Below are 19,658 nucleotides of genomic sequence, written 5' to 3' on the forward strand. Positions count from 1 at the left end.
AAGGGCCTTTCCGCTCGACTTGCATGTGTTAAGCACGCCGCCAGCGTTCGTCCTGAGCCAGGATCAAACTCTCCAAACAATGTCTGAACAGTCCTACCCGGCTGAAAGCCCACCACCATCCCCGAACAGGTCCGGGAACGCGATGGATGTTCAACCAAAGGAATCCGTCCCCCACCCGCGAGGGTGGTTAGGACAGGGTTGTGCTTCATGCACTGGCTTTTAACACACTGTTGAGTTCTCAAGAAACGGACGCGTACACCCGATCCTCGACCGAACAACCGGCCGACCACCAGGGGCGTTCCATTTCGTATTCTTTTTGCTTTTTCGTTGTGCCTTTATTCTTTCAGCCCCGCTTTTTCGTGTCAAACCGGCCTGTTTCAAGTCGGTCGATTCGATCTCACGGTGCTTCTGGAATTCCGGCCGCTCCGTTTCCGGAGCCACCCCTTGAACTTACCAGCCTCTGAGCGGCTCTGCGAACCGGCTCTGGAACCATGGGTTTCAAAGGGAGGGACGGTGGACACGACACAAGCCATACGGAGGTCACCGAAGTGATTTGAGTGGTTTGCGCCGGACCCCGCCGACATCAAAAGATTAGCAGCCCTCACGGACCGCTCGAGACGTAACGCCGAACCTCGCGACCGTATTCCCCGGACGGATGACCCGGCTCGGTCACATCCGCAGCTTCCGCCAACCGCTCCCGGTACAACCACCGGCCTCGCGACCGTATTCCTCCTCGAACGGAGGACCGGACCGGGTTCGCACCCGCCAGCCTCCACCGGCCGCTCCAGGTGCAACGGCCGACCCCACGACCGTATTCCCCTGACGGGGACGGCGGCCCTGGGCCCTTCAGACGAGGATCCCGAGCACCCCCGAGGATCCCGAGGATCCCGAGCACCCCGGGGACACCGCCCCTCGCCCCTCCCTGCCCCGGGTCCTCACACCGAGTCGGCGGACGTACCGCACGATCGATCCACCGGGCAGGACGGACCCGGCTGGACGGACGGACCCGAACAGGCACCGGCGGAAACATAGACTCGGCCGGGTGAGCAGCCAGATGCCGCCGACGGCGAAAAAGGTTCCCAGCGAGCGCGTGCACCACGGAGACACCGTGGTCGACGACTACGCGTGGCTGACGGTCAAGGACGACCCGGATGTGGTGGCCTACCTGGAGGCGGAGAACGCCTACACGCAGGAGGCGACCGCCCACCTCAAGCCCCTTCAGGAGACGCTCTTCCAGGAGATCAAGGGGCGCACCCTGGAGACGGACCTCTCGGTCCCCACCCGCAAGGGCGGCTGGTGGTACTACTCCCGCACCGAGGAGGGCAAGCAGTACGGCATCCAGTGCCGGGTGGCGGCGGACGGTGAGACCCCTCCGGAGCTCAAGGCGGACGAACCCCTCCCGGGCGAGGAGATCCTGCTCGACGGCAACGAGCTCGCCGGCGACTCCGACTTCTTCTCGATCGGGACCAGCTCGGTCAGCCCCGACGGCACCCTGATGGCGTACTCCACCAACTTCACCGGCGACGAGCGCTTCACCCTCAGGGTGAAGAACCTCCTCACCGGTGAGACGCTGCCCGACGAGATCCCCGGCATCTTCTACGGCGGAGCCTGGTCGGCCGACGGCACGAGCTTCTTCTACACGACGGTCGACGACGCGTGGCGGCCCAACCAGGTCCACCGGCACGCGATCGGGAGCCCCGCCGCCGACGACGTCCTCGTCCACGAGGAGACCGACGAGCGGTTCTGGGTCGGCATCGGGCTCAGCCGCAGCGAGCGCTACCTGATCCTCTCCGCCGGAAGCAAGATCACCAGTGAGGTGCGCCTGCTGGAGGCCGATGACCCCGCCGGGGAGTTCCGCGTCGTGCGTCCCCGGGAGACCGGCGTGGAGTACGGCGTCGATCACGCGGGCGACCACTTCCTGGTCCTGCACAACCGGGAGGCGGAGAACTTCGAGCTGGCCACCGCGCCGCTCGACGCCCCCGGCGACTGGACGCCGCTGATCCCGCACCGGACCGACACCCGGCTGCTCGACGTGGACGCCTTCGAGGGCCACACCGTCGTGCACTTCCGCCGCAGCGGCCAGACCGGCATCCGGATCCTGCCCCGCTCCGGGGAGCCGTACGAGATCCCCTTCCCCGAGCCGATCTACGACGTGGCCCCGTCGGGCAACGCGGAGTTCGTCACCGGGCGGCTGCGGCTCGGCTACACCAGCATGATCACCCCGCCGTCGGTCTACGACTACGACCTCGGCGCGGGCGAGCTGGTCCTGCTGAAGCGCAAGACGGTGCTCGGCGGGTACGACCCCGACGACTACGAGCAGTTCCGCGAGTGGGCGACCGCTCCGGACGGCACCCAGGTGCCCATCTCGATCGTCCTCAGGAAGGGCACCGAGCGCCCGGCCCCTACCGTGCTCTACGGCTACGGCAGCTACGAGATCTCGATCGACCCCTCGTTCTCGATCGCCCGGCTCAGCCTGCTCGACCGGGGCCTCGTCTTCGCCGTCGCGCACGTCAGGGGCGGCGGCGAGATGGGCCGTCACTGGTACGAGAACGGCAAGTTCACCAAGAAGAAGAACACCTTCACCGACTTCGTCGCCGCCGCCGAGCACCTCAAGGCCGCGGGCTGGTCCGGGCCCGTGGTCGCCAGGGGCGGGTCGGCGGGTGGGCTGCTGATGGGCGCGGTCGCCAACCTGGCGCCGGAGACGTTCGCCGGTGTGGTGGCGGAGGTGCCGTTCGTGGACGCGCTGAACACGATCCTGGACCCGTCGCTGCCGCTGACCGTGATCGAGTGGGACGAGTGGGGCGACCCGCTGCACGATCCCGAGGTGTACGCGTACATGAGGTCGTACACGCCGTACGAGAACGTCGACGACCGGGTCTACCCGCCCATCCTGGCGATCACCAGCCTCAACGACACCCGGGTGTTCTACCACGAGCCCGCCAAGTGGATCGCGAAGCTCCGCGATGTCGCGCGCGGCGGGCCTTTCCTGCTCAAGACGGAGATGGGCGCCGGGCACGGCGGCCGGAGCGGCAGGTACGACGCCTGGCGCGAAGAGGCGTTCACCCTCTCCTGGATCCTCGACACGGCCAAGGCGGACCGATGACGTACATCGCGGCGAACGACAGGTACGACGACCGGCAGCCGTACAACAGGGTCGGCAAGAGCGGGCTCAGGCTCCCGGCCGTCTCCCTGGGGCTCTGGCACAACTTCGGCGACGACAAGCCCTTCGAGACCCAGCGGGCCATCTTGCGCAGGGCCTTCGACCTGGGGGTGACCCACTTCGATTTGGCCAACAACTACGGCCCGCCCCCCGGGTCGGCCGAGACCAACTTCGGCCGGCACCTGCGCGAGGACTTCGCGCCGTACCGGGACGAGCTGGTCATCTCCACCAAGGCGGGCTACGACATGTGGCCCGGCCCGTACGGCGAGTGGGGGTCGCGCAAATACCTGCTCTCCAGCCTGGACCGGTCGCTGCAGCGGATGGGGCTGGAGTACGTCGACATCTTCTACAGCCACCGGTTCGACCCGGACACGCCGCTGGAGGAGACGATGGGCGCGCTGGACCACGCGGTCCGGTCCGGCAAGGCGCTGTACGCGGGCATCTCGTCGTACTCGCCCGAGCACACCGCCGAGGCGGCGCGGCTGCTGCGGGAGATGGGCACGCCGCTGCTGATCCACCAGCCGTCGTACTCGATGCTGAACCGCTGGATCGAGGGCGGGCTGCTCGACGTGCTGGAGGAGGAGGGCGTGGGTTGCATCGCGTTCTCCCCGCTGGCGCAGGGCATGCTGACCGATCGTTACCTGAACGGCGTCCCCGAGGGGTCGCGGGCCTCGCAGGGACGTTTCCTCACCCCGGAGATGCTCACCGAGGAGACGATGCGGCACGTCCGCACCCTGAACGGGATCGCGAGCGGGCGCGGCCAGTCGCTGGCGCAGATGGCGCTGGCGTGGGCGCTGCGCGACCGGCGCGTCACGTCGGTGCTGATCGGCGCGAGCAGTGTCTCCCAGCTGGAGGACAGCCTGGCGGCGGTGGAGAACCTCTCGTTCGAGGCCGACGAGCTGGCGGCCATCGACAAGGACGCGGTCGAGGCGGGCGTCAACCTCTGGGCCAGGTCCAGCGAGGCCTGATCCACCCGGCACCCCGGCGGTCCGTACGGGCCACCGGGGTGCCGGGTGGGTCCGCGGTCCACATGGATCCGGGGTCCGCATGGGCCCGGGATCCGTGCGGCCCGTCGGATCCGTGCGGGTCGCCTGAGGTCAGCGGGGCGGGGTCACAGGGCCCCGTGCCGTTGCAGGTAGGTGAAGGAGGCCCAGCCCGGCAGCACCGGCAGCCAGAAGGTCAGCAGCCGGAACAGCAGCACGGCCGGGGTGGCGACCTCGGCGGGCAGGCCGGAGAGGGTCAGGCCGACCGAGAGGGAGAACTCGACGGCGCCGAGACCGCCCGGGGTGGGGGCGGCCGAGCCGATGGCGTTCCCGGCCAGGAAGACGATGGCGACGGCGGCGATGTTGAGGGAGCCGCCGAAGGCGCGTACCGAGGCGTCCAGGCAGATCACGAAGAACACGGTGAGCAGCAGGGTGCCGCCGAAGCCCTCGGCGATCTTCGCGGGTGACTGCAGGACGTCCAGCAGCCGCGGGATGACGCCGGAGAACAGCGAGCGGAGCCGCGAGGTGATCATGCGGCGCAGACGCGGCACGCTCACCACGGCCACCACCAGCACGGCCACCGCGAGCAACGCGATCACGAGCGTGCGCGACGGGGTGAACGACGAGGCCGTGTTGGAACCGGTGATGTAGGCGAACAGCAGGAGCAGCATGATGTGGAAGACCAGCCCGATGAGCTGGGAGGCGCCCACACTGGCCACCGCCTGCCCGAGCGGGATGCCGCGTTTCTGCAGGTAGCGGCTGTTGATCGCGACACCGCTCACCGCGGCGGGCGCGACGAGCTTGACGAACGACCCGGCGAACTGGACCAGCACGGTACGGCCGAGGGGCAGCTTCTCCGGGACGAAGCCCTTGAGCATCAGGGCGGCGGCGACGTAGCTCAGCATCGCGGCGACCAGCGCCACCCCGGTCCAGCTCCACTTGGCCGACGTGATCATGTTGAGGTTGATCTGCGTCAGGTAGTAGACCAGGAAGTACGCGGCGAACGCGGTGGCGATGATGGTGATCAGCGTCCGGGGGCGGAAGCGCTCCAGGCGGACCTCGTCGGCCTCGGCTCTCGGCCTGAGTTCCACGATCTGCTCGCGGATCTCGGTGAGCAGCCCCCTGTTCTTGTTGAGCGCGGTCCTGGTCTCGCGGGTCAGCGCGATCCGCTGAAGCAGCGGGAGGGCGTCGGCGAGCACGCCGGGACCGGCCCCGGCCGCTGCGGCCTCGACGGCCCTGCGGGCTCCGACGCGGAGGCTGAGGTAGGTGAGCAGCTGGGCGATGTCGAGACGGAGCAGCAGGTCACCCGCGGCGATCTCACCGCTGCGGGCGTCCATCAGGACGACCCGGCCCTCGGCGTCGACGTGGATGCTGTCGCCGGTCAGTCGGCGGTGGGCGAGCCGCTGGACCTGGAGCAGCAGGACCTGCTCCCAGATCTGGGCCAGCAGGTTGTCGTCGATCTCGTCGTCGGGGATGTCGTCGAGCGCGCGGGTAGGGGTGTGCTCGTAGGCGAGCAGCGCGGCCTCGCTGCCGATCTCGCTGGTGCCCAGCAGCCGGGGGGTGCTCGCCCCGGCGGCCTGCGCCGCGTACGCCATGAGGGCCTCGCGCTCCAGCTCGGCGCGGAGCGAGCGGATGGCCTTGCGGCGGGTCTCGGAGTTGAGGCGGATGCGCCGCCAGAGGCGGTAGAGGACCCCGGCGACCTGGCGGTCCCGGTCCAGGACGGTGACGTCGAGGCGGCTGCCGTTCTTCAGCTCGACGGCGTAGCGGCGGCTGCTCTGGTGGTCGTCGTCGAGCCGGTGGGCCCTGACCGGGGAGAAGCCCAGCTTGCGGAGCGCGGAGACGACCGCGCTGCCCGGGGGGCGGGTGTTGGGGCTGCCCACGCCGTACAGGGTGGCGTAGCCGACGGCCAGGCCGACCAGAATGGAGACGACGATGCCCAGGATGGTCGCGGCGAGCCCGGCGAACAGGGCGACGGCGTTGAGCGCGACCGCGCTCCACAGGGCCGCGCGCCAGGTGGGGCGGCGGGAGATGCGCACCGCGGTGACGTAGGCGATGATCGGGGTCAGCAGCGTGTCGACCGGCTCCACGCCCTCCCGGTTGCCGGTCAGCAGCAGCCGCAGGTCCTCGGGGCCGGCGTTGACGATCCACTCGCCGAGCACGTACGAGAGCACCATGGCGGCGATGGCGGCGAAGAGGCCCTCGGCCACCCGGAGCCCGTCACGGTGGAACACCCGTTCGATGGCGAAGGCCACGGGAACGCCCAGCATCGCCGAGGCGCTCAGCACCCCGGCCAGGCCGCTGAGCAGGAAGGGCGCCCGGTTGGTGCCGTCGGCGACGTCACCCTCCAGCCCGTTCAGGGTCTTCTTGGCGACCAGGGCGAGCAGGATCACCGCGACGAGCGCGAGCAGGGTCGCCAGGAAGCGCAGCAGGTCCGAGGGCCGCCGGATCCGCTGTGGGAGCAGCGGCTCGACCACGCGCACGACGGTATCGCCGTCCGGCACCGGCGGTGTCCCGCCGGTGGACGTCGTCTCGTCCAGCTCCTTGATTTCCGTCACCGCCAGCGATTCTGCATGGTCCGCATCACAGGTGCGTCACCGATCTACTCCTTCAGTGTCCACAATCGTGGCCTTGCGCGTCGCAGTGGCCTCCGAGGGCCCGCGACGGCCGTGAACGCCTCCGCCTCCATCCTGGGCCCCCGGATCGGGAAACGCGTCGTGCCGCGACGCCGGTCGTCGTCCCGGCCGGCGACCGGGCAGGGCCGGGCTGGGCCGGCCGGGCGGACGACGGGAAGGCGGCCCCGGGGACCGTGGAGCAAGGGTCGCGCGCCGCTGAGACGCCGGTCACGGCGAACGAGGGAACAGTGGACGACGGCGCGATGAACGACGAAACGGTGGCGTCGTGCCGGCGAAGCGGTGGCCGACCGGGCCGGGTGCGCGGGCGGCACCCGGTGCGGCCGCGGCGTCCGGGAAGCGCCGGAACGCCACCGGAACACCAGGGAATCCCCGCGCGAGGCCAGCGGGGCACCAGGGAACCCCCGGGAAGGCCGCCAGAACATCAGGGAAGGCCAGGGAACGCCGTCGGCGTGCCGGAGATCTGTCTACGGTTGTCCCCCGCCCGTCCAGTGGCAGGGCCGGCCGTCCGGTTCACGAAAGCCCGAGCCCCGGATCCTGAGCCCCGGACCGTCAGCTCCACGTTCCCGGCCCCGGGCTCTGGTCCCGGGCCGGCGGCCCAGGGCTCGCGGCTCGGGGCTCGGGGCCCAGCGCTCGGGGCTCGGGGCTCGGGGCCCAGCGCTCGGGGCTCGGGGCTCGGGGCCCAGCGCTCGGGGCTCGGGGCTCGGGGCTCGGGGCTCGGGGCTCGGGGCAGGAAGATCAGACGAACACAGCGTACCTGTCACAGATGGAGAATTGACCCTCCTAGCTGCGGAAACGCTGGATTTAACGGGTGACGGCCTGAAAGGCTGACGGTCTGTTCCGTCGCCCGCCGACGGCCCGTGCGGGCGTGTCCAAGGAACGGGAACTCCCCTTCGCGGCCGTGTCCCCCCTCGTCCGTGGAGCGAGGCTCCCGTCGTGACTCCGCCCCGCCGGGCCGGGAGAAGGGCGGCCGCTCGTTCCACGCAGAGGAGTCCCGCATGAGCGCACGTGCCCCCGGGGGGATGCCGGTCGCGATCCTCGCGGCCGCGGTCATGGCCCTGTCCACCGTCTCCGCCGTACCCGCCGCCGCGGCGCCCGCCGTCCCGGCACCCGCCGCGACGCCCCTGCCGCCGGGCGCGGAGACGTTCGGGAAATCGATCAAGATCGCGTCCGTCCGGCGGCACCTGGAGAGGTTCCAGAGCATCGCCGACGCCGCCGGTGGTGTCCGGGCCGCGGCCACGCCCGGGTACGACGCCTCGGCCGACTACGTCGCGGACAGGTTGCGCGCCGCCGGTTACCGGGTGACCACGCAGGAGTTCAAGATCTCCTTCTTCCAGGAGCGGACGACGCCCGTGCTGCGCCGGGTCTCGCCCACCACCGCGACGTACGAGCCCGGTGTCCAGTTCAGGACCATGACGTACTCCGGTTCGGGGAAGGTGACCGCGCCGGTGCGGGGAGTCGACCTGACCCTGCCGCCGAGCAGGACACCGAGCTCGACCTCCGGGTGTGAGGCGAGTGACTTCGCCGGGTTCGTCCGGGGTCACATCGCGCTGATGCAGCGCGGCACCTGCAGCTTCCAGGTCAAGGCGGAGCTGGCCCAGGCGGCCGGCGCCTCCGCGGTGATCATCTTCAACGAGGGCCAGATCGGCGAGGGCACCGCCGACCGCAGGCCGCTGATCAACGGCTCGCTCAACGCCTCGTCGGTGACCATCCCGGCGCTCGGTGCCGACTTCGCCACGGGCGCGGCGCTGGCGGCGCGCGGCACGACCGTGTCGCTCTCGGTGGACGCCGAGAGCGCCCCCGACCGCAGGACCCACAACGTCATCGCCGAGTCCCGTCACGGTGACCCGGACAGGGTGGTCATGCTCGGCGCGCACCTGGACAGCGTCGCGGCGGGCCCGGGCATCAACGACAACGGCTCCGGCAGCGCGGCCGTGCTGGAGACGGCGCTGGCGGCGGCCCCGCTGCGGACGCGGAACCGGCTGCGCTTCGCCTTCTGGGGGGCCGAGGAGCTGGGGCTGCTGGGGTCGAAGCACTACGTGGCCGCCCTCCCGCCCGCGGAGAGGCCGAAGATCAGGCTCTACCTGAACTTCGACATGATCGCCTCACCGAACCACGTCTTCGGGATCTACGACGGGGACTCCTCGGATCCGGACAGCGAGTCGAGGCCGCCCGCGGGGTCGGCCCAGATCGAGCAGCTCTTCGAGGCGTACTTCAAGGCGGTCGGGCAGCCCTACCAGGACTCCGAGTTCACCGGCCGGTCCGACTACGGGCCGTTCATCGCGGTCGGCATCCCGTCGGGCGGGCTCTTCACCGGGGCCGAGGGCATCAAGTCTCCCGAGGAGGCGGTGAAGTTCGGCGGCGTCGCGGGCACGGCCTACGACAAGTGCTACCACCAGGCGTGCGACACCATCGCCAACATCGGCGACCTGGCGCTGGTGGTGAACACCGGGGCGATCGCGGCCGCGGCGTTCAGCTACGCCTACGCCCGCGACCTGCCCGGCGGGGACACCGCCGGCTCCTTCGGGACCGGCGGGCCGAGGACGAGCGGGCCGAGGACCGGCGCGCCCGGGACGGACGGGCCGAGGGTCGGTGCCGGCAGAGCCGGTGGCGACAGGATCGGCGAGTGGTGGTGGGGCGGCCGGCAGCAGGGCTCGCCGAGGACGGGCGGTGGCGGGCTGAGGGGCGGCCACGACCACGCCCATGACGCCCACGCCCACGGTCACGCCGGCGTTCTGGGGTGACGTGTGCCGTTCCGGGCGGCGGCGTTACAGTCGGGACATGTCGTCAGGCGAATTGCGAGTGCTGGGGGCGTGCCCGCTGGACTGCCCCGACACCTGTTCCTGGGTGGTGACCGTCCGGGACGGCCGGGCCGTCACGTTGCGCGGCAACGCCGAGCACCCCTACACCCGCGGCGCGCTCTGCGTGAAGGTGAACCGCTACCTGGAGCACGCCGCGGCGTCCGACCGCATCCTGTACCCGATGCGGCGGACCGGCCCCAAGGGCTCCGGCAGGTTCGAGCGGATCGGCTGGGACGAGGCCCTGGAGGAGATCTCCGTACGGCTGCGCGACATCATCGAGCGCCACGGCGGCGAGGCCATCTGGCCCTACGCGGGCACCGGCACGCTGGGCTACCTCCAGGGGACGGAGGGGATCGCGGGCCGGCGCCTGTGGAACGTGCTGGGGGCCTCCAGGCACTACCTGAACATCTGCTCCTCGGCCGGCAACACCGGGCTGGAGCAGGTCTACGGCACGCCCGGCGGCATGGACCCGGAGACGTTCGCCGACTCCCGGCTGATCCTGCTGTGGGGCACGAACACGCTGACCAGCGGGCACCACCTGTGGAAGTTCATCCAGGACGGCCGCGCGGCCGGGGCGTACGTGGTGGCGATCGACCCGATCCGCACCCGTACCGCGGAGCAGGCCGACGAGCACCTGCCGATCCGGCCCGGCACCGACGCCGCCCTCGCCCTGGGACTGCTGAACGTGGTCCTGGCCGAGGGCGCCGAGGACCGCGACTTCCTGGAGAACCACACCAGCGGCTGGGAGGACTTCCGCGCGGAGATCCTCCGCCACCCCCCGGCGCGGGTGGCGGAGATCACCGGGCTGGACGAGGCCGACATCCTGGCCCTGGGCCGGCGGCTGGCCCACACCCGGCCCACCGGCATCCGGGCCACCATGGGGATACAGCGGCACGCGGGCGGCGGCACGGCCGTGCGCACGATCGCCTCCATCCCCGGCGTGACCGGCGACTGGCGCCGTCCGGGCGGCGGGATCGCGTACTCCACCAGCGGGCACCTGCACCTGAACATCGACACCCGCGAGGACCTGCTGGCCCGGCCGGTCCGCACGCTCACCATGACCCGGCTGGCCGACGAGCTGGACGAGTCGGTGAAGTGCCTGTGGGTGTACGCGGCCAACCCGATGTCCTCCTCCTCCGACCAGAACCGGATCCGCGAGAGGCTGCTGCGCGAGGACCTGTTCACGGTGGTGATGGAGCAGTTCCCGACCGACACCGTCGACCACGCCGACATCGTGCTCCCGGCCACCATGCAGATCGAGCACGCCGACCTGCACGCGGGCTACGGCCACATGTACCTGGCGTGGAACGAGCCCGCGGTCGCGCCGCCCGGCGAGTGCCTGTCCACCACCGAGACGTTCCGCCGCCTGGCGCGGCACATGGGGCTCACCGAGCCGTCCCTGTACGACTCCGACCTGGAGCTGGCCGAGCAGCTGCTCTCCTCGGGCCACCCGTCGCTGGACGGGATCACGGTCGACCGGCTGCGCAAGGAGGGCTGGGTCCGGCTGAACGTGCCCCGGCCCTTCATGCCGTTCGCCGACGGTTTCCCGACGCCCTCGGGCCGGATGCGGTTCGCCCCTGGACCGGCCTACGTCCCCCCGCGGACGGCCTCGGCCGCGCCCGGGCCGTATCCGCTGGCGCTCGTCACGCCCGCCTCGCACACCTTCCTCAACTCCACGTTCGGCAACAACCCCGAGCTGCTGCGGCGCTCGAAGGGCCCGCGGGTCCTGGTCAACCCCGAGGACGCCTCGCGGCGGGGGCTGAGCGACGGGCAGCGGGCCCGGGTCTTCAACGACGAGGGCGCGTTCGAGGCGGTCGTCGAGATCAGCGAGAGGGTACGGCCCGGCGTGGTCGCGTCCACCAAGGGGCACTGGCGCAAGCTGAGCCCGGGGGGTGCCACGGCGAACGCCGTGGTGGGCGCGCGCGACGCCGACATGGGACGCGGCGCCGTCTACCACGACAACCTCGTCGAGATCGGCCCTGCGACGCGGGGTGACGGCACCGCGTCCCGGCAGGGGTGTGCGTGATCTCCGCAGGCCTCGGGCGTGGGGGGCACGACCGTCAAGGCACGGCCGCGAGCAGGGGGGCACGTCCTTCAAGGCGCGGCCGCGAGCGTGGGGGGCACGGTCGTCAGGGGACGGGCCGGGGCGTCCCCGAGGTCAGCTCAGGGAGAGCTTGTACCCCTCGTGGGAGGCCACGAAGCCGAGGGAGTCGTAGAACCGATGGGCGTCGGTGCGGCTCTTGTCGGTGGTGAGCTGGACCAGGGCGCAGCCACGGGCGCGAGCGCGGTCGAGGGCCCATTCCATCATCGTGCGGCCCAGTCCCCGTCCCCGCAGGCCGGAGGCGATCCTGACCGCCTCGATCTGCATCCGGAGCGCGCCGCGACGGGAGATGCCGGGGATGTAGGTGAGCTGCATGGTGCCCACGACCTCGCCGTCCAGCTCGGCGACGATCAGCTCGTTGCCGGGGTCGGCGTCGATCAGCTCGAAGGCGGCGCGGTGCTCGTCGCCGAAGGCGCCCTGACGGCCGGCCGCGACGACGTCGTCGGCGAGCATGGCCACGATGATCGGGACGTCCTCGGCACGGGCGATACGGAATTCCACCGGCATGACGATCAATCTATCCGGAGCCGCGGAGCCTCCCGTACGGCGCCCGGACCACGTCCCCGGCTCCCGCGCGGGCATCCCGGTCGCGTCATCGCCTCCCGCGCGGACGCCCCGGTCGCGTCATCGCCCTTCGCGGAGGTCCCGGTCGCGTCATCGGTACGGGCGGCGTCCCCGACCCGGTGACCCCGGGAACAACCAGGGTCGCTCCCCGATGTGAACACAGGGACACGACAGGCACTCTGATGGCATGAACGACGAACTGACTCGACGTGACGAGATGTCCCTCGCCGGAGCGGCGCTGCGCGGCGCTCCCTGGAAGACCGCCGCGGTGGCCGGTGGCGCGCTGGCGGTCACCAGCTTCGGGGTGAGCGTACTGGGCGGAGGGGACAGCCTGGCCTGGTCCCTGGCGGTCGGCATCGGCCTGTTCTCGCTCATCGCGGCCATCGGCGCGATCAGCAAGCCCGCGGTCGGGGACCGGGTGACCCGGCAGGCCCGCCTGTGGGCGCTGCGCCACCCCTGGAGATTCTCGCTCTACCCCGCGCTCGGCGCCGCGACGCTCCTGTACCCGGTGCAGCTCATCCTCGACGGCGAGGGCGTGTTCGGCGCGGCGCTGGACGCCCTCCAGGGCGGCCTGGCGGTCTACCTGATCACGGCGATCCTGGCCGTCGCCCTCAAGGGACGTGGCCGGCGGTCGCTGCCGGACGGTCGCTGAACCGTACGGCCGCGGCCTCGACGGTGACCCGCGCGGCCCCTCGGGGCCCGCGGGGTCCCGCGGCGCGACCGGTCGTGGACCCCGCTCGGTGCCCGGTACGGGTCCTTTGTGGTCCGCCGGTCGCCGTGGTGCCCGGCGCTATCTCCTCTCGTGTTCGGCGCGGCAGACGCAGAACTCGTTGCCCTCGGGGTCGAGCATCGTCACCCAGCCGCTGCCGTCGGGCTTGCGCAGGTCGTCGAAGATCGTGGCGCCGAGTCCGAGCAGGCGCTCGACCTCCTTCTCCCGGGTGCTGTCCGGCGAGGCCGTGACGTCCAGGTGAAGGCGGTTCTTGACCGTCTTGCCCTCGGGAACCGTCATGAACAGAAGATTCAGCGTGTCGCCCTGGAGGAGGAACTCGTCGTCCTCGTCCTTGTCCGTCTCGGGGTGGAACCGCAGGCCGAGGGCGTCGCGCCAGAAGGTCGCCACCTCGTAGGGCCGGGCGCAGTCGAATGTCACATAGTGAACCTCAATCATGGGCCCACCCAAGCCGTCACCACCAAAGCCGTCAAGCAGGTTTTCGCCTGCTCTACCGGGGGTCCGGCCCGGACACAGGCTCCCGATCCGGCCCGGACGCAGGCTCCCACCAGAGGGTGAACCACCGGTCGCGGGGAACCGGCCACATGTCCAGCTCGACGACCGCGGCGATGACCTCGTCGGCGCGCTCGCGGCCGAGACACAGCCTCCGGCAGGCGCTCTCGGCGAGATCCTCCAGCCGGTCGAAGCGGGGCAGCGGGGCCGGGCGCGACTCGTGGCGGACCCGGTGGCCCAGCCCTTCGGCGACGGCGATCACGTCGTGGGCGGTGGGCCGCAGCGGGCGGGTGATGCCGTGGAAACGCCGCCACAGGGGGTTGAGCCAGCTCATCGGGTGCCGTTCGGTGAGCTCCAGCACCACCCGGCGGCGGGCGTGACCGGTGAGCGCCGCCAGGAAGGCGGCCAGGTCCGGCACGTTGTAGACGACGTGGGCGGCGACGGCGACGTCCGCCACCGGGGTCCGGTCCGCGACGTCGGGCCAGCGGCCCCGTACGGTCCGCGCCGGGACGCCCAGCGCGGCGGCCCGGGAGGCCAGGTCGGCGAGCATCTCGCCGGAGACGTCGACCGCGATCAGCTCTCCCAGCGCGGGGGCGAGCGGCAGTGAGGCCGCGCCGGTCCCGGCGCCCACGTCCAGCACGCTCCCGCCCGGCGGCAGCGCCTCGCCCGCCCTGGCCAGGGTCGGCCCCCCGGGAGCCGCGAGGGCACGGTCGGTGCGCCCGGCGAACCGGGCCGCCGAGTGCCCCCAGGGGTCGGCCGGCGCCCTGGCCGCGATCTCCTCGGGGATGCTCCACCGCTCCAGGTCGGCCCGCCACCGCTCGTCCATGCGGGGAGCCTACGAGAACGCGGCGGGGCTCGCGGCCCCGCCCGGGCCGCAGCTGACGTTCTCGGGAAATGACGTGATGCACGTCCTACCTTGGACTGTTTTCTAGGGGTTACTCGCGGGTAGCATTACCGGTAACGTTACCGGTGAGTACGTGAGTTCCGGTTCCCCCGGTTTCAAGGAGAAGACCCCATGGGCCACTACAAGAGCAATGTCCGTGACCTGGAGTTCAACCTCTTCGAGGTCTTCGGGCGCCGGGACGTTCTGGGCACCGGCCTTTTCGCCGACCTGGACGAGGACGTGGTGCGGAGCATCCTGAAGGAGGTCGACCGCCTCGCCACCGGGGTGCTCGCCGACTCCTTCGAGGAGGGTGACCGCACGCCCCCGGTGTTCGACCCCAAGACCGCGACGGTGACGATGCCGGAGGGCTTCAAGAAGTCCTTCGCCGCCTACCGCGACGCCGGTTGGACCAACCTCGGGCTCCCCGCCGAGCTGGGCGGCCCCGGACTGCCCAGCAGCGTGAACTGGGCCCTGGCCGAGCTGGTCCTCGGCGCCAACCCCGCCGTGTGGATGTACTCCAGCGGCCCCGCCTTCGCCCACGTGCTGCACACCATCGGCACCGAGGAGCAGAGGCGCTACGCCGAGCTGGCCATCGAGAACCAGTGGGGCGCCACCATGGTGCTCACCGAGCCTGACGCCGGCTCCGACGTGGGCGCCGGGCGCGCCAAGGCCGTGCGGCAGGACGACGGCACCTGGCACATCGAGGGCGTCAAGCGCTTCATCACCAGCGCCGAGCACGACCTTTCCGACAACATCTTCCACCTGGTGCTGGCCCGCCCCGAGGGGCACGGCGTCGGCACCAAGGGGCTGTCGATGTTCCTGGTCTCGAAGTACCACGTGGACCTGGAGACCGGCGAGCTCGGCGAGCGCAACGGCGTCTACGTCACCAACGTCGAGAAGAAGATGGGCCTGAAGGTCTCCACGACCTGCGAGCTCACCTTCGGCGGCGAGCACCCGGCTGTGGGCACGCTGGTCGGCGAGGTGCACGAGGGCATCAAGCAGATGTTCATGATCATCGAGCACGCCCGGATGATGGTCGGCTCCAAGGCGATCGCCACCCTCTCCACCGGCTACCTCAACGCGCTGGCCTACGCCAAGGAGCGGGTGCAGGGCGCCGACCTCACCCAGATGGCCGACAAGGCCGCGCCGCGGGTGACGATCACCCACCACCCGGACGTACGCCGGGAGCTGATGCTCCAGAAGTCCTACGCCGAGGGCATGCGGGCCCTGGTCATGCTCACCGCCACCTACCAGGACGACGTGCTGATCGCCGAGCACGAGGGCCGCAGGGACCCGCACGCCGAGGCCATGAACGACCTGCTGCTCCCGCTGGTCAAGGGCGTGGGCTCGGAGCGCTCGTACGAGATGCTGTCGCGGTCGCTGCAGACCCTGGGCGGCTCGGGCTACCTGCAGGACTACCCGATCGAGCAGTACATCAGGGACGCCAAGATCGACTCCCTGTACGAGGGCACCACCGCGATCCAGGGCCTGGACCTGTTCTTCCGCAAGGTCCTGCGCAACCAGGGGGCCGCCCTCGGCTCGCTGCACGCGGACATCACGGCCTTCGCCGCCTCCGAGGCGGGCAACGGGCGCCTCAAGGCCGAGCGCGCACTGCTGGCCGAGGCCGCGAACGAGGTCAAGGCGATGGCCGACACCATGGCCGGCTGGGCGCTGGGCTCACTGGAGGTGCCCACCGAGGTCTACAAGGTCGGGCTCAACACCACCCGGTTCCTGCTCGCCCTGGGCGACGTGGTGATCGCCTGGCTGCTGCTGCGCCAGGCCGAGGTGGCGCTGACCGCCCTGGGGTCCTCCGCCGAGGCGCCGGGTTCGGCCGGTGGACGGGGTGACGTCGCCTTCTACACGGGCAAGGTCGCCGCGGCCTCCTTCTTCGCCCAGAGCGTCCTGCCCCGCATCGCGGCCGAGCGCCGCACGCTGGAGGCCACCGACCAGAGCCTGATGGAGCTGCCCGAAGAGGCCTTCTGACCCCGGCCGTCACCGGCCACGACACCGGCCGCCGACGGCAGACGCCGACCGCACCGACCGCACCGACCGCACCGACCGGCCGACCCTCGGACCGTCCCTGACGGCACAGGTCGGCACAGGCCGGTCCCCGCGGCCGTGGTGTGCGTGACGAGGGGCCGGTCCCGTTCCGACGGGACCGGCCCCTCGTTCTTCTTCTCACCCGTACGGCCCCCGGAGCGTTCTCCCGGAAACCCGACAGGGCTCGGGCGTTGACATCGCCCTCGGTTATTCTCATACTGAGATTGTCTCAACTTGAGAAGGACGTGCGATGAACGAATCCGAGTTCCTGGCCGGCTACGACCCGCGGGACTACCCCGCGGTGGCCGTGACGGTCGACGTGGTGGCGCTCACCATCCGCGGGGGCGGGCTGCGCGTCCTGCTGGTCCGGCGGGGCGAGCAGCCCCACGCGGGACGGTGGTCGCTGCCCGGGGGCTTCATCCGGCCGGACGAGGACCTGCCCCAGGCCGCGGCGCGGGAGCTGGCCGAGGAGACCGGACTGTCCGACCGGGTGCACATCGAGCAGCTCGCCAGCTACGGCGCGCCCGGCCGGGACCCACGGATGAGGGTCGTGTCGATCTCCTACCTCGCCTTCGCTCCGGACCTGCCCGACCCCCGGGCCGGTACGGACGCCTCCGACGCCGCCTGGCACCCCGTCGACAAGGTGCCCGAGCTCGCCTTCGACCACGGCCGGATCCTGGACCACGGCCTGGAACGGGCCCGCGGGAAGCTGGAGTACACCCCGCTGGCCACCGCCTTCGCCGGTGACACGTTCACCATCTCCGAGCTGCGCGGCGTCTACGAGACGGTCTGGGGCGTGCCGCTGCACGCGGGCAACTTCCACCGCAAGATCCTGTCGGTGCCCGGCTTCGTGGAGAGCACCGGCGAGACCACCGAGAGCGGCGGCGCCAGGGGCGGCCCGCGGGCCAAGCTCTACCGGGCCGGGGACGCCCGGCTCCTGCACCCCGCGCTGCTGCGGCCCGCCAGGGAGGAGACGATCAGATGACCACCACGGCCGAGGCGATCGCGCTGGTGACCGCCGCCCGCACGCCCGGCGACCTGTTCGACGGGCCGTCCCCGCACCGGGTCTACCGCACCCTGGCCCGGCTGCTCCACCCCGACCTGGCCCCCGGGGCCGAGGCCGCCGAGGCGTTCACCCGGCTGGCGGAGCTCTGGGCGGCCCGGGGCGGGGCGCCCGAAACGGTGATCACGACCAGGCGGGGGTCCTACCGTCTCGGCGGCGTCCTGTGGCACGGCGCCACGGCCGTGCTCTACCGGAGCGGGCCCGACACACTGCTCAAGATCCCGCGCAGTCACGCCGACAACGACCTCATGCGCCGCGAGGCCGACGCCCTGGAGACGATCGGCCGGGACGGCGACCCGCTGCTCCTGCCGTACGTGCCCCGGCTGGTGGAATCGTTCCGGCACCGCTCGGGCGGGGTCGAACGGCAGGCCAACGTGATCAGCCGGGTGCCGGACGGTTTCGTGAGCCTGGACGAGATCGCCCGGCGGCGACCGGTGCTCGACGCGCGGGACGTGGCCTGGATCTGGCGGCGGCTGCTGGTCGCCGTCGGCGCGGCCCACCGGGCGGGGGTGGTGCACGGCGCGGTGTTCGGGCACCACGTGCTCGTCCACCCCGTCGACCACGGCCTGGTGCTCGTCGACTGGAGCCAGTCGGTCCCGACCGGCACGCCGGTCACCGCCCTGGTGGCCCGGCACCGCGACGACTACCCGCCCGAGGTCATGGCCAGAAGGCCCGCGACCCCGGCGCTCGACATCCAGCTCGCCACCCGGTGCGTGGCCGCCCTCATGGGCGACCGCGCCCCCGTCCCGATCCGGCGCTTCGTCCGGGGAAGCCTGCTCGCCCCTCCGGACGACGCCTGGCGGCTCCTGGCCGAGCTGGACGACCTGCTCGACGACCTGTACGGACCGCGGACGTACCGGCCACTGCGCCTGTGACCGTCCCGTCCGACCCGGCCGGTCCGCCCGGTGCGTGCCGGGCCGGCCCGCGCCCGGACGGCCCCCCGCCGCCCCGGTCGTGCCCGTGATCGCCGGGCTCTCAGAACGTTCCACCCCCGATGCAAGGAGATCCCCCGTGGGAAGCGGAATCTGGTCCACCGACGTCTACTCCGCCGCGGCGAGCTACCGCGCCGCCAAGGGCGCGAGCGCCTTCGCGCACACCGACAGCGGTGCCCGCTCGACGCACCCCGACCTCGACCCGCACGGGGTGACGGCCCGCGAGAGCCGCGACTCCGCCGAGCACCCCGCCTCCCTGGCCGTGGCCGTGCTGTTCGACGTGACCGGCTCGATGGGCGGGGTGCCCCGCCGCCTGCAGACCAGGCTGCCCGACCTGCTCGGGTTGCTGCTCCGCAAGGGCTACGCGACCGACCCGCAGATCCTCTTCGGCGCGATCGGCGACGCCACCTGCGACCGGGCACCGCTCCAGGTCGGCCAGTTCGAGTCCGACAACAGGATGGACGAGCACCTGGGAAAGATCCTGCTGGAGGGCGGGGGCGGCGGCCAGATGCGCGAGTCGTACGAGCTGGCGATGTACTTCATGGCCAGGCACACCTCGATCGACTGCTTCGAGAAGCGGGGCCGCCGCGGCTACCTGTTCATCATCGGCGACGAGATGCCGTACGCGCACGTCAAGCGGCGCGAGGTCGAGAAGGTGGTCGGCGAGCGGATCGAGCGGGACATCCCGATCAAGGAGATGATCGCCGAGCTGACCAGGACCTACGACGTGTACTACATCGTCCCCGCCGGGGCGAGCCACGCCGGGAACGGCGGGGTGCTGGCCGCCTGGCGTGACCTGCTCGGCCAGAACGTGCTGGAGCTGGACGACCTGGACGCCGTCTCCGAGACCATCGCGCTCACCGTCGGCCTCGGCGAGGACGCCATCGACCTGCGGGAGGGGCTGGACGACCTGGAGGAGATCGGCTCGACCGCCGGGACCGCCGTGGGCAAGGCCCTGGCCAGGCTCGACCGCGGCACGCTCGTGGTCGCCGACGGGCTCGACCTGGGAGGCGACAGCGGCGTGCTGCGGCTCTGAGAGGCGCCACCCGCCGCGCGGCGGCCACCGCGAGCACCGCGGCGGGGAGCGCCACCACGAAGGGAGAGGGGCCCGCGGGGAACGCCCGCGGGACCCGGCCCGGCCGTCCCCGGCCGGGTGGAAGACGGACCGAGCCGTCCCCGGCCGGGTGGAAGACGGCCCGGCCGGACGAACCGGCCGGGACGGGCCGGCCGAGAGGACGAGGCCACCGGGGACGACACGGCCGGGACACGACCCGGCCGGACG

13 protein-coding genes and 1 rRNA gene are annotated in these 19,658 nt (G+C 71.6%); 9 read left to right on the forward strand and 5 right to left on the reverse strand.

Annotation, left to right across the window (positions count from 1 at the left end; genetic code table 11):
• Nucleotides 1–79: ribosomal RNA gene (locus tag ACZ6RT_RS10800) — 16S ribosomal RNA — on the reverse strand; the annotation flags it as partial.
• A 963-nt stretch (nucleotides 80–1,042) separates the two neighbouring features.
• Here ACZ6RT_RS10800 and ACZ6RT_RS10805 point away from each other — a divergent pair.
• Nucleotides 1,043–3,103, forward strand: a complete 2,061-nt coding sequence (locus tag ACZ6RT_RS10805; protein ID WP_470153074.1) for a S9 family peptidase — start codon at nucleotides 1,043–1,045, stop codon at nucleotides 3,101–3,103.
• Complete coding sequence (mgrA, locus tag ACZ6RT_RS10810) at nucleotides 3,100–4,128, forward strand: L-glyceraldehyde 3-phosphate reductase (protein WP_470153076.1); 1,029 nt, start codon at nucleotides 3,100–3,102, stop codon at nucleotides 4,126–4,128. Before ACZ6RT_RS10805 ends, mgrA begins: the two co-directional genes overlap by 4 nt.
• 143 nt (nucleotides 4,129–4,271) lie before the next feature.
• Here mgrA and ACZ6RT_RS10815 read toward each other — a convergent pair whose 3' ends face one another.
• Nucleotides 4,272–6,698 carry a lysylphosphatidylglycerol synthase transmembrane domain-containing protein gene (locus tag ACZ6RT_RS10815; protein WP_470153077.1) on the reverse strand — a complete coding sequence of 809 codons (2,427 nt, stop codon included), beginning with the start codon at nucleotides 6,696–6,698 and terminating at the stop codon, nucleotides 4,272–4,274.
• A 1,073-nt stretch (nucleotides 6,699–7,771) separates the two neighbouring features.
• On the opposite strand from ACZ6RT_RS10815, the gene ACZ6RT_RS10820 reads away from it, so the two are divergent.
• Nucleotides 7,772–9,517: a M20/M25/M40 family metallo-hydrolase gene (locus ACZ6RT_RS10820; RefSeq protein WP_470153079.1), complete on the forward strand. Its 1,746-nt coding sequence runs from the start codon at nucleotides 7,772–7,774 to the stop codon at nucleotides 9,515–9,517.
• A gap of 37 nt (nucleotides 9,518–9,554) precedes the next feature.
• Nucleotides 9,555–11,600 (forward strand): molybdopterin-containing oxidoreductase family protein, encoded by a 2,046-nt coding sequence (locus tag ACZ6RT_RS10825; protein ID WP_470153081.1) that lies wholly within the window; start codon nucleotides 9,555–9,557, stop codon nucleotides 11,598–11,600.
• Nucleotides 11,601–11,732: 132 nt separating this feature from the next.
• On the opposite strand, the gene ACZ6RT_RS10830 is transcribed toward ACZ6RT_RS10825, so the two are convergent.
• The gene (locus ACZ6RT_RS10830) at nucleotides 11,733–12,182 is read right to left on the reverse strand and encodes a GNAT family N-acetyltransferase (RefSeq protein ID WP_470153082.1); all 450 of its coding nucleotides are present in this window, start codon (nucleotides 12,180–12,182) and stop codon (nucleotides 11,733–11,735) included.
• A 244-nt stretch (nucleotides 12,183–12,426) separates the two neighbouring features.
• Here ACZ6RT_RS10830 and ACZ6RT_RS10835 point away from each other — a divergent pair, with 244 nt between their 5' ends.
• Nucleotides 12,427–12,891: a hypothetical protein gene (locus ACZ6RT_RS10835; RefSeq protein WP_470153084.1), complete on the forward strand. Its 465-nt coding sequence runs from the start codon at nucleotides 12,427–12,429 to the stop codon at nucleotides 12,889–12,891.
• 138 nt (nucleotides 12,892–13,029) lie between these two features.
• On the opposite strand, the gene ACZ6RT_RS10840 is transcribed toward ACZ6RT_RS10835, so the two are convergent.
• Nucleotides 13,030–13,386 carry a VOC family protein gene (locus ACZ6RT_RS10840; protein WP_470153085.1) on the reverse strand — a complete coding sequence of 119 codons (357 nt, stop codon included), beginning with the start codon at nucleotides 13,384–13,386 and terminating at the stop codon, nucleotides 13,030–13,032.
• Nucleotides 13,387–13,456: 70 nt separating this feature from the next.
• On the reverse strand, nucleotides 13,457–14,284 hold the full coding sequence (locus tag ACZ6RT_RS10845; RefSeq protein ID WP_470153086.1) for a class I SAM-dependent methyltransferase: 828 nt from the start codon (nucleotides 14,282–14,284) through the stop codon (nucleotides 13,457–13,459).
• Nucleotides 14,285–14,473: 189 nt separating this feature from the next.
• Between ACZ6RT_RS10845 and ACZ6RT_RS10850 the strand changes: the two genes are divergently transcribed.
• The 4 genes from ACZ6RT_RS10850 to ACZ6RT_RS10865 all read left to right on the forward strand — a co-directional run bounded on the left by ACZ6RT_RS10850 (nucleotide 14,474) and on the right by ACZ6RT_RS10865 (nucleotide 19,412).
• The gene (locus tag ACZ6RT_RS10850; protein ID WP_470153088.1) at nucleotides 14,474–16,324 is read left to right on the forward strand and encodes an acyl-CoA dehydrogenase; all 1,851 of its coding nucleotides are present in this window, start codon (nucleotides 14,474–14,476) and stop codon (nucleotides 16,322–16,324) included.
• A gap of 307 nt (nucleotides 16,325–16,631) precedes the next feature.
• A complete protein-coding gene (locus tag ACZ6RT_RS10855; protein WP_344899764.1) occupies nucleotides 16,632–17,366 on the forward strand; it encodes an NUDIX hydrolase in 735 nt (244 codons plus the stop codon).
• Nucleotides 17,363–18,319, forward strand: coding sequence for a lipopolysaccharide kinase InaA family protein (locus ACZ6RT_RS10860; RefSeq protein ID WP_470153090.1), 957 nt, complete (start codon nucleotides 17,363–17,365; stop codon nucleotides 18,317–18,319). The genes ACZ6RT_RS10855 and ACZ6RT_RS10860 overlap by 4 nt, the downstream gene beginning before the upstream one ends.
• A 136-nt stretch (nucleotides 18,320–18,455) precedes the next feature.
• Complete coding sequence (locus tag ACZ6RT_RS10865) at nucleotides 18,456–19,412, forward strand: hypothetical protein (protein WP_399189475.1); 957 nt, start codon at nucleotides 18,456–18,458, stop codon at nucleotides 19,410–19,412.
• Nucleotides 19,413–19,658 lie beyond the last annotated feature (246 nt).

The sequence above is a fragment of the Streptosporangium sp. NPDC050148 genome (assembly GCF_055586505.1).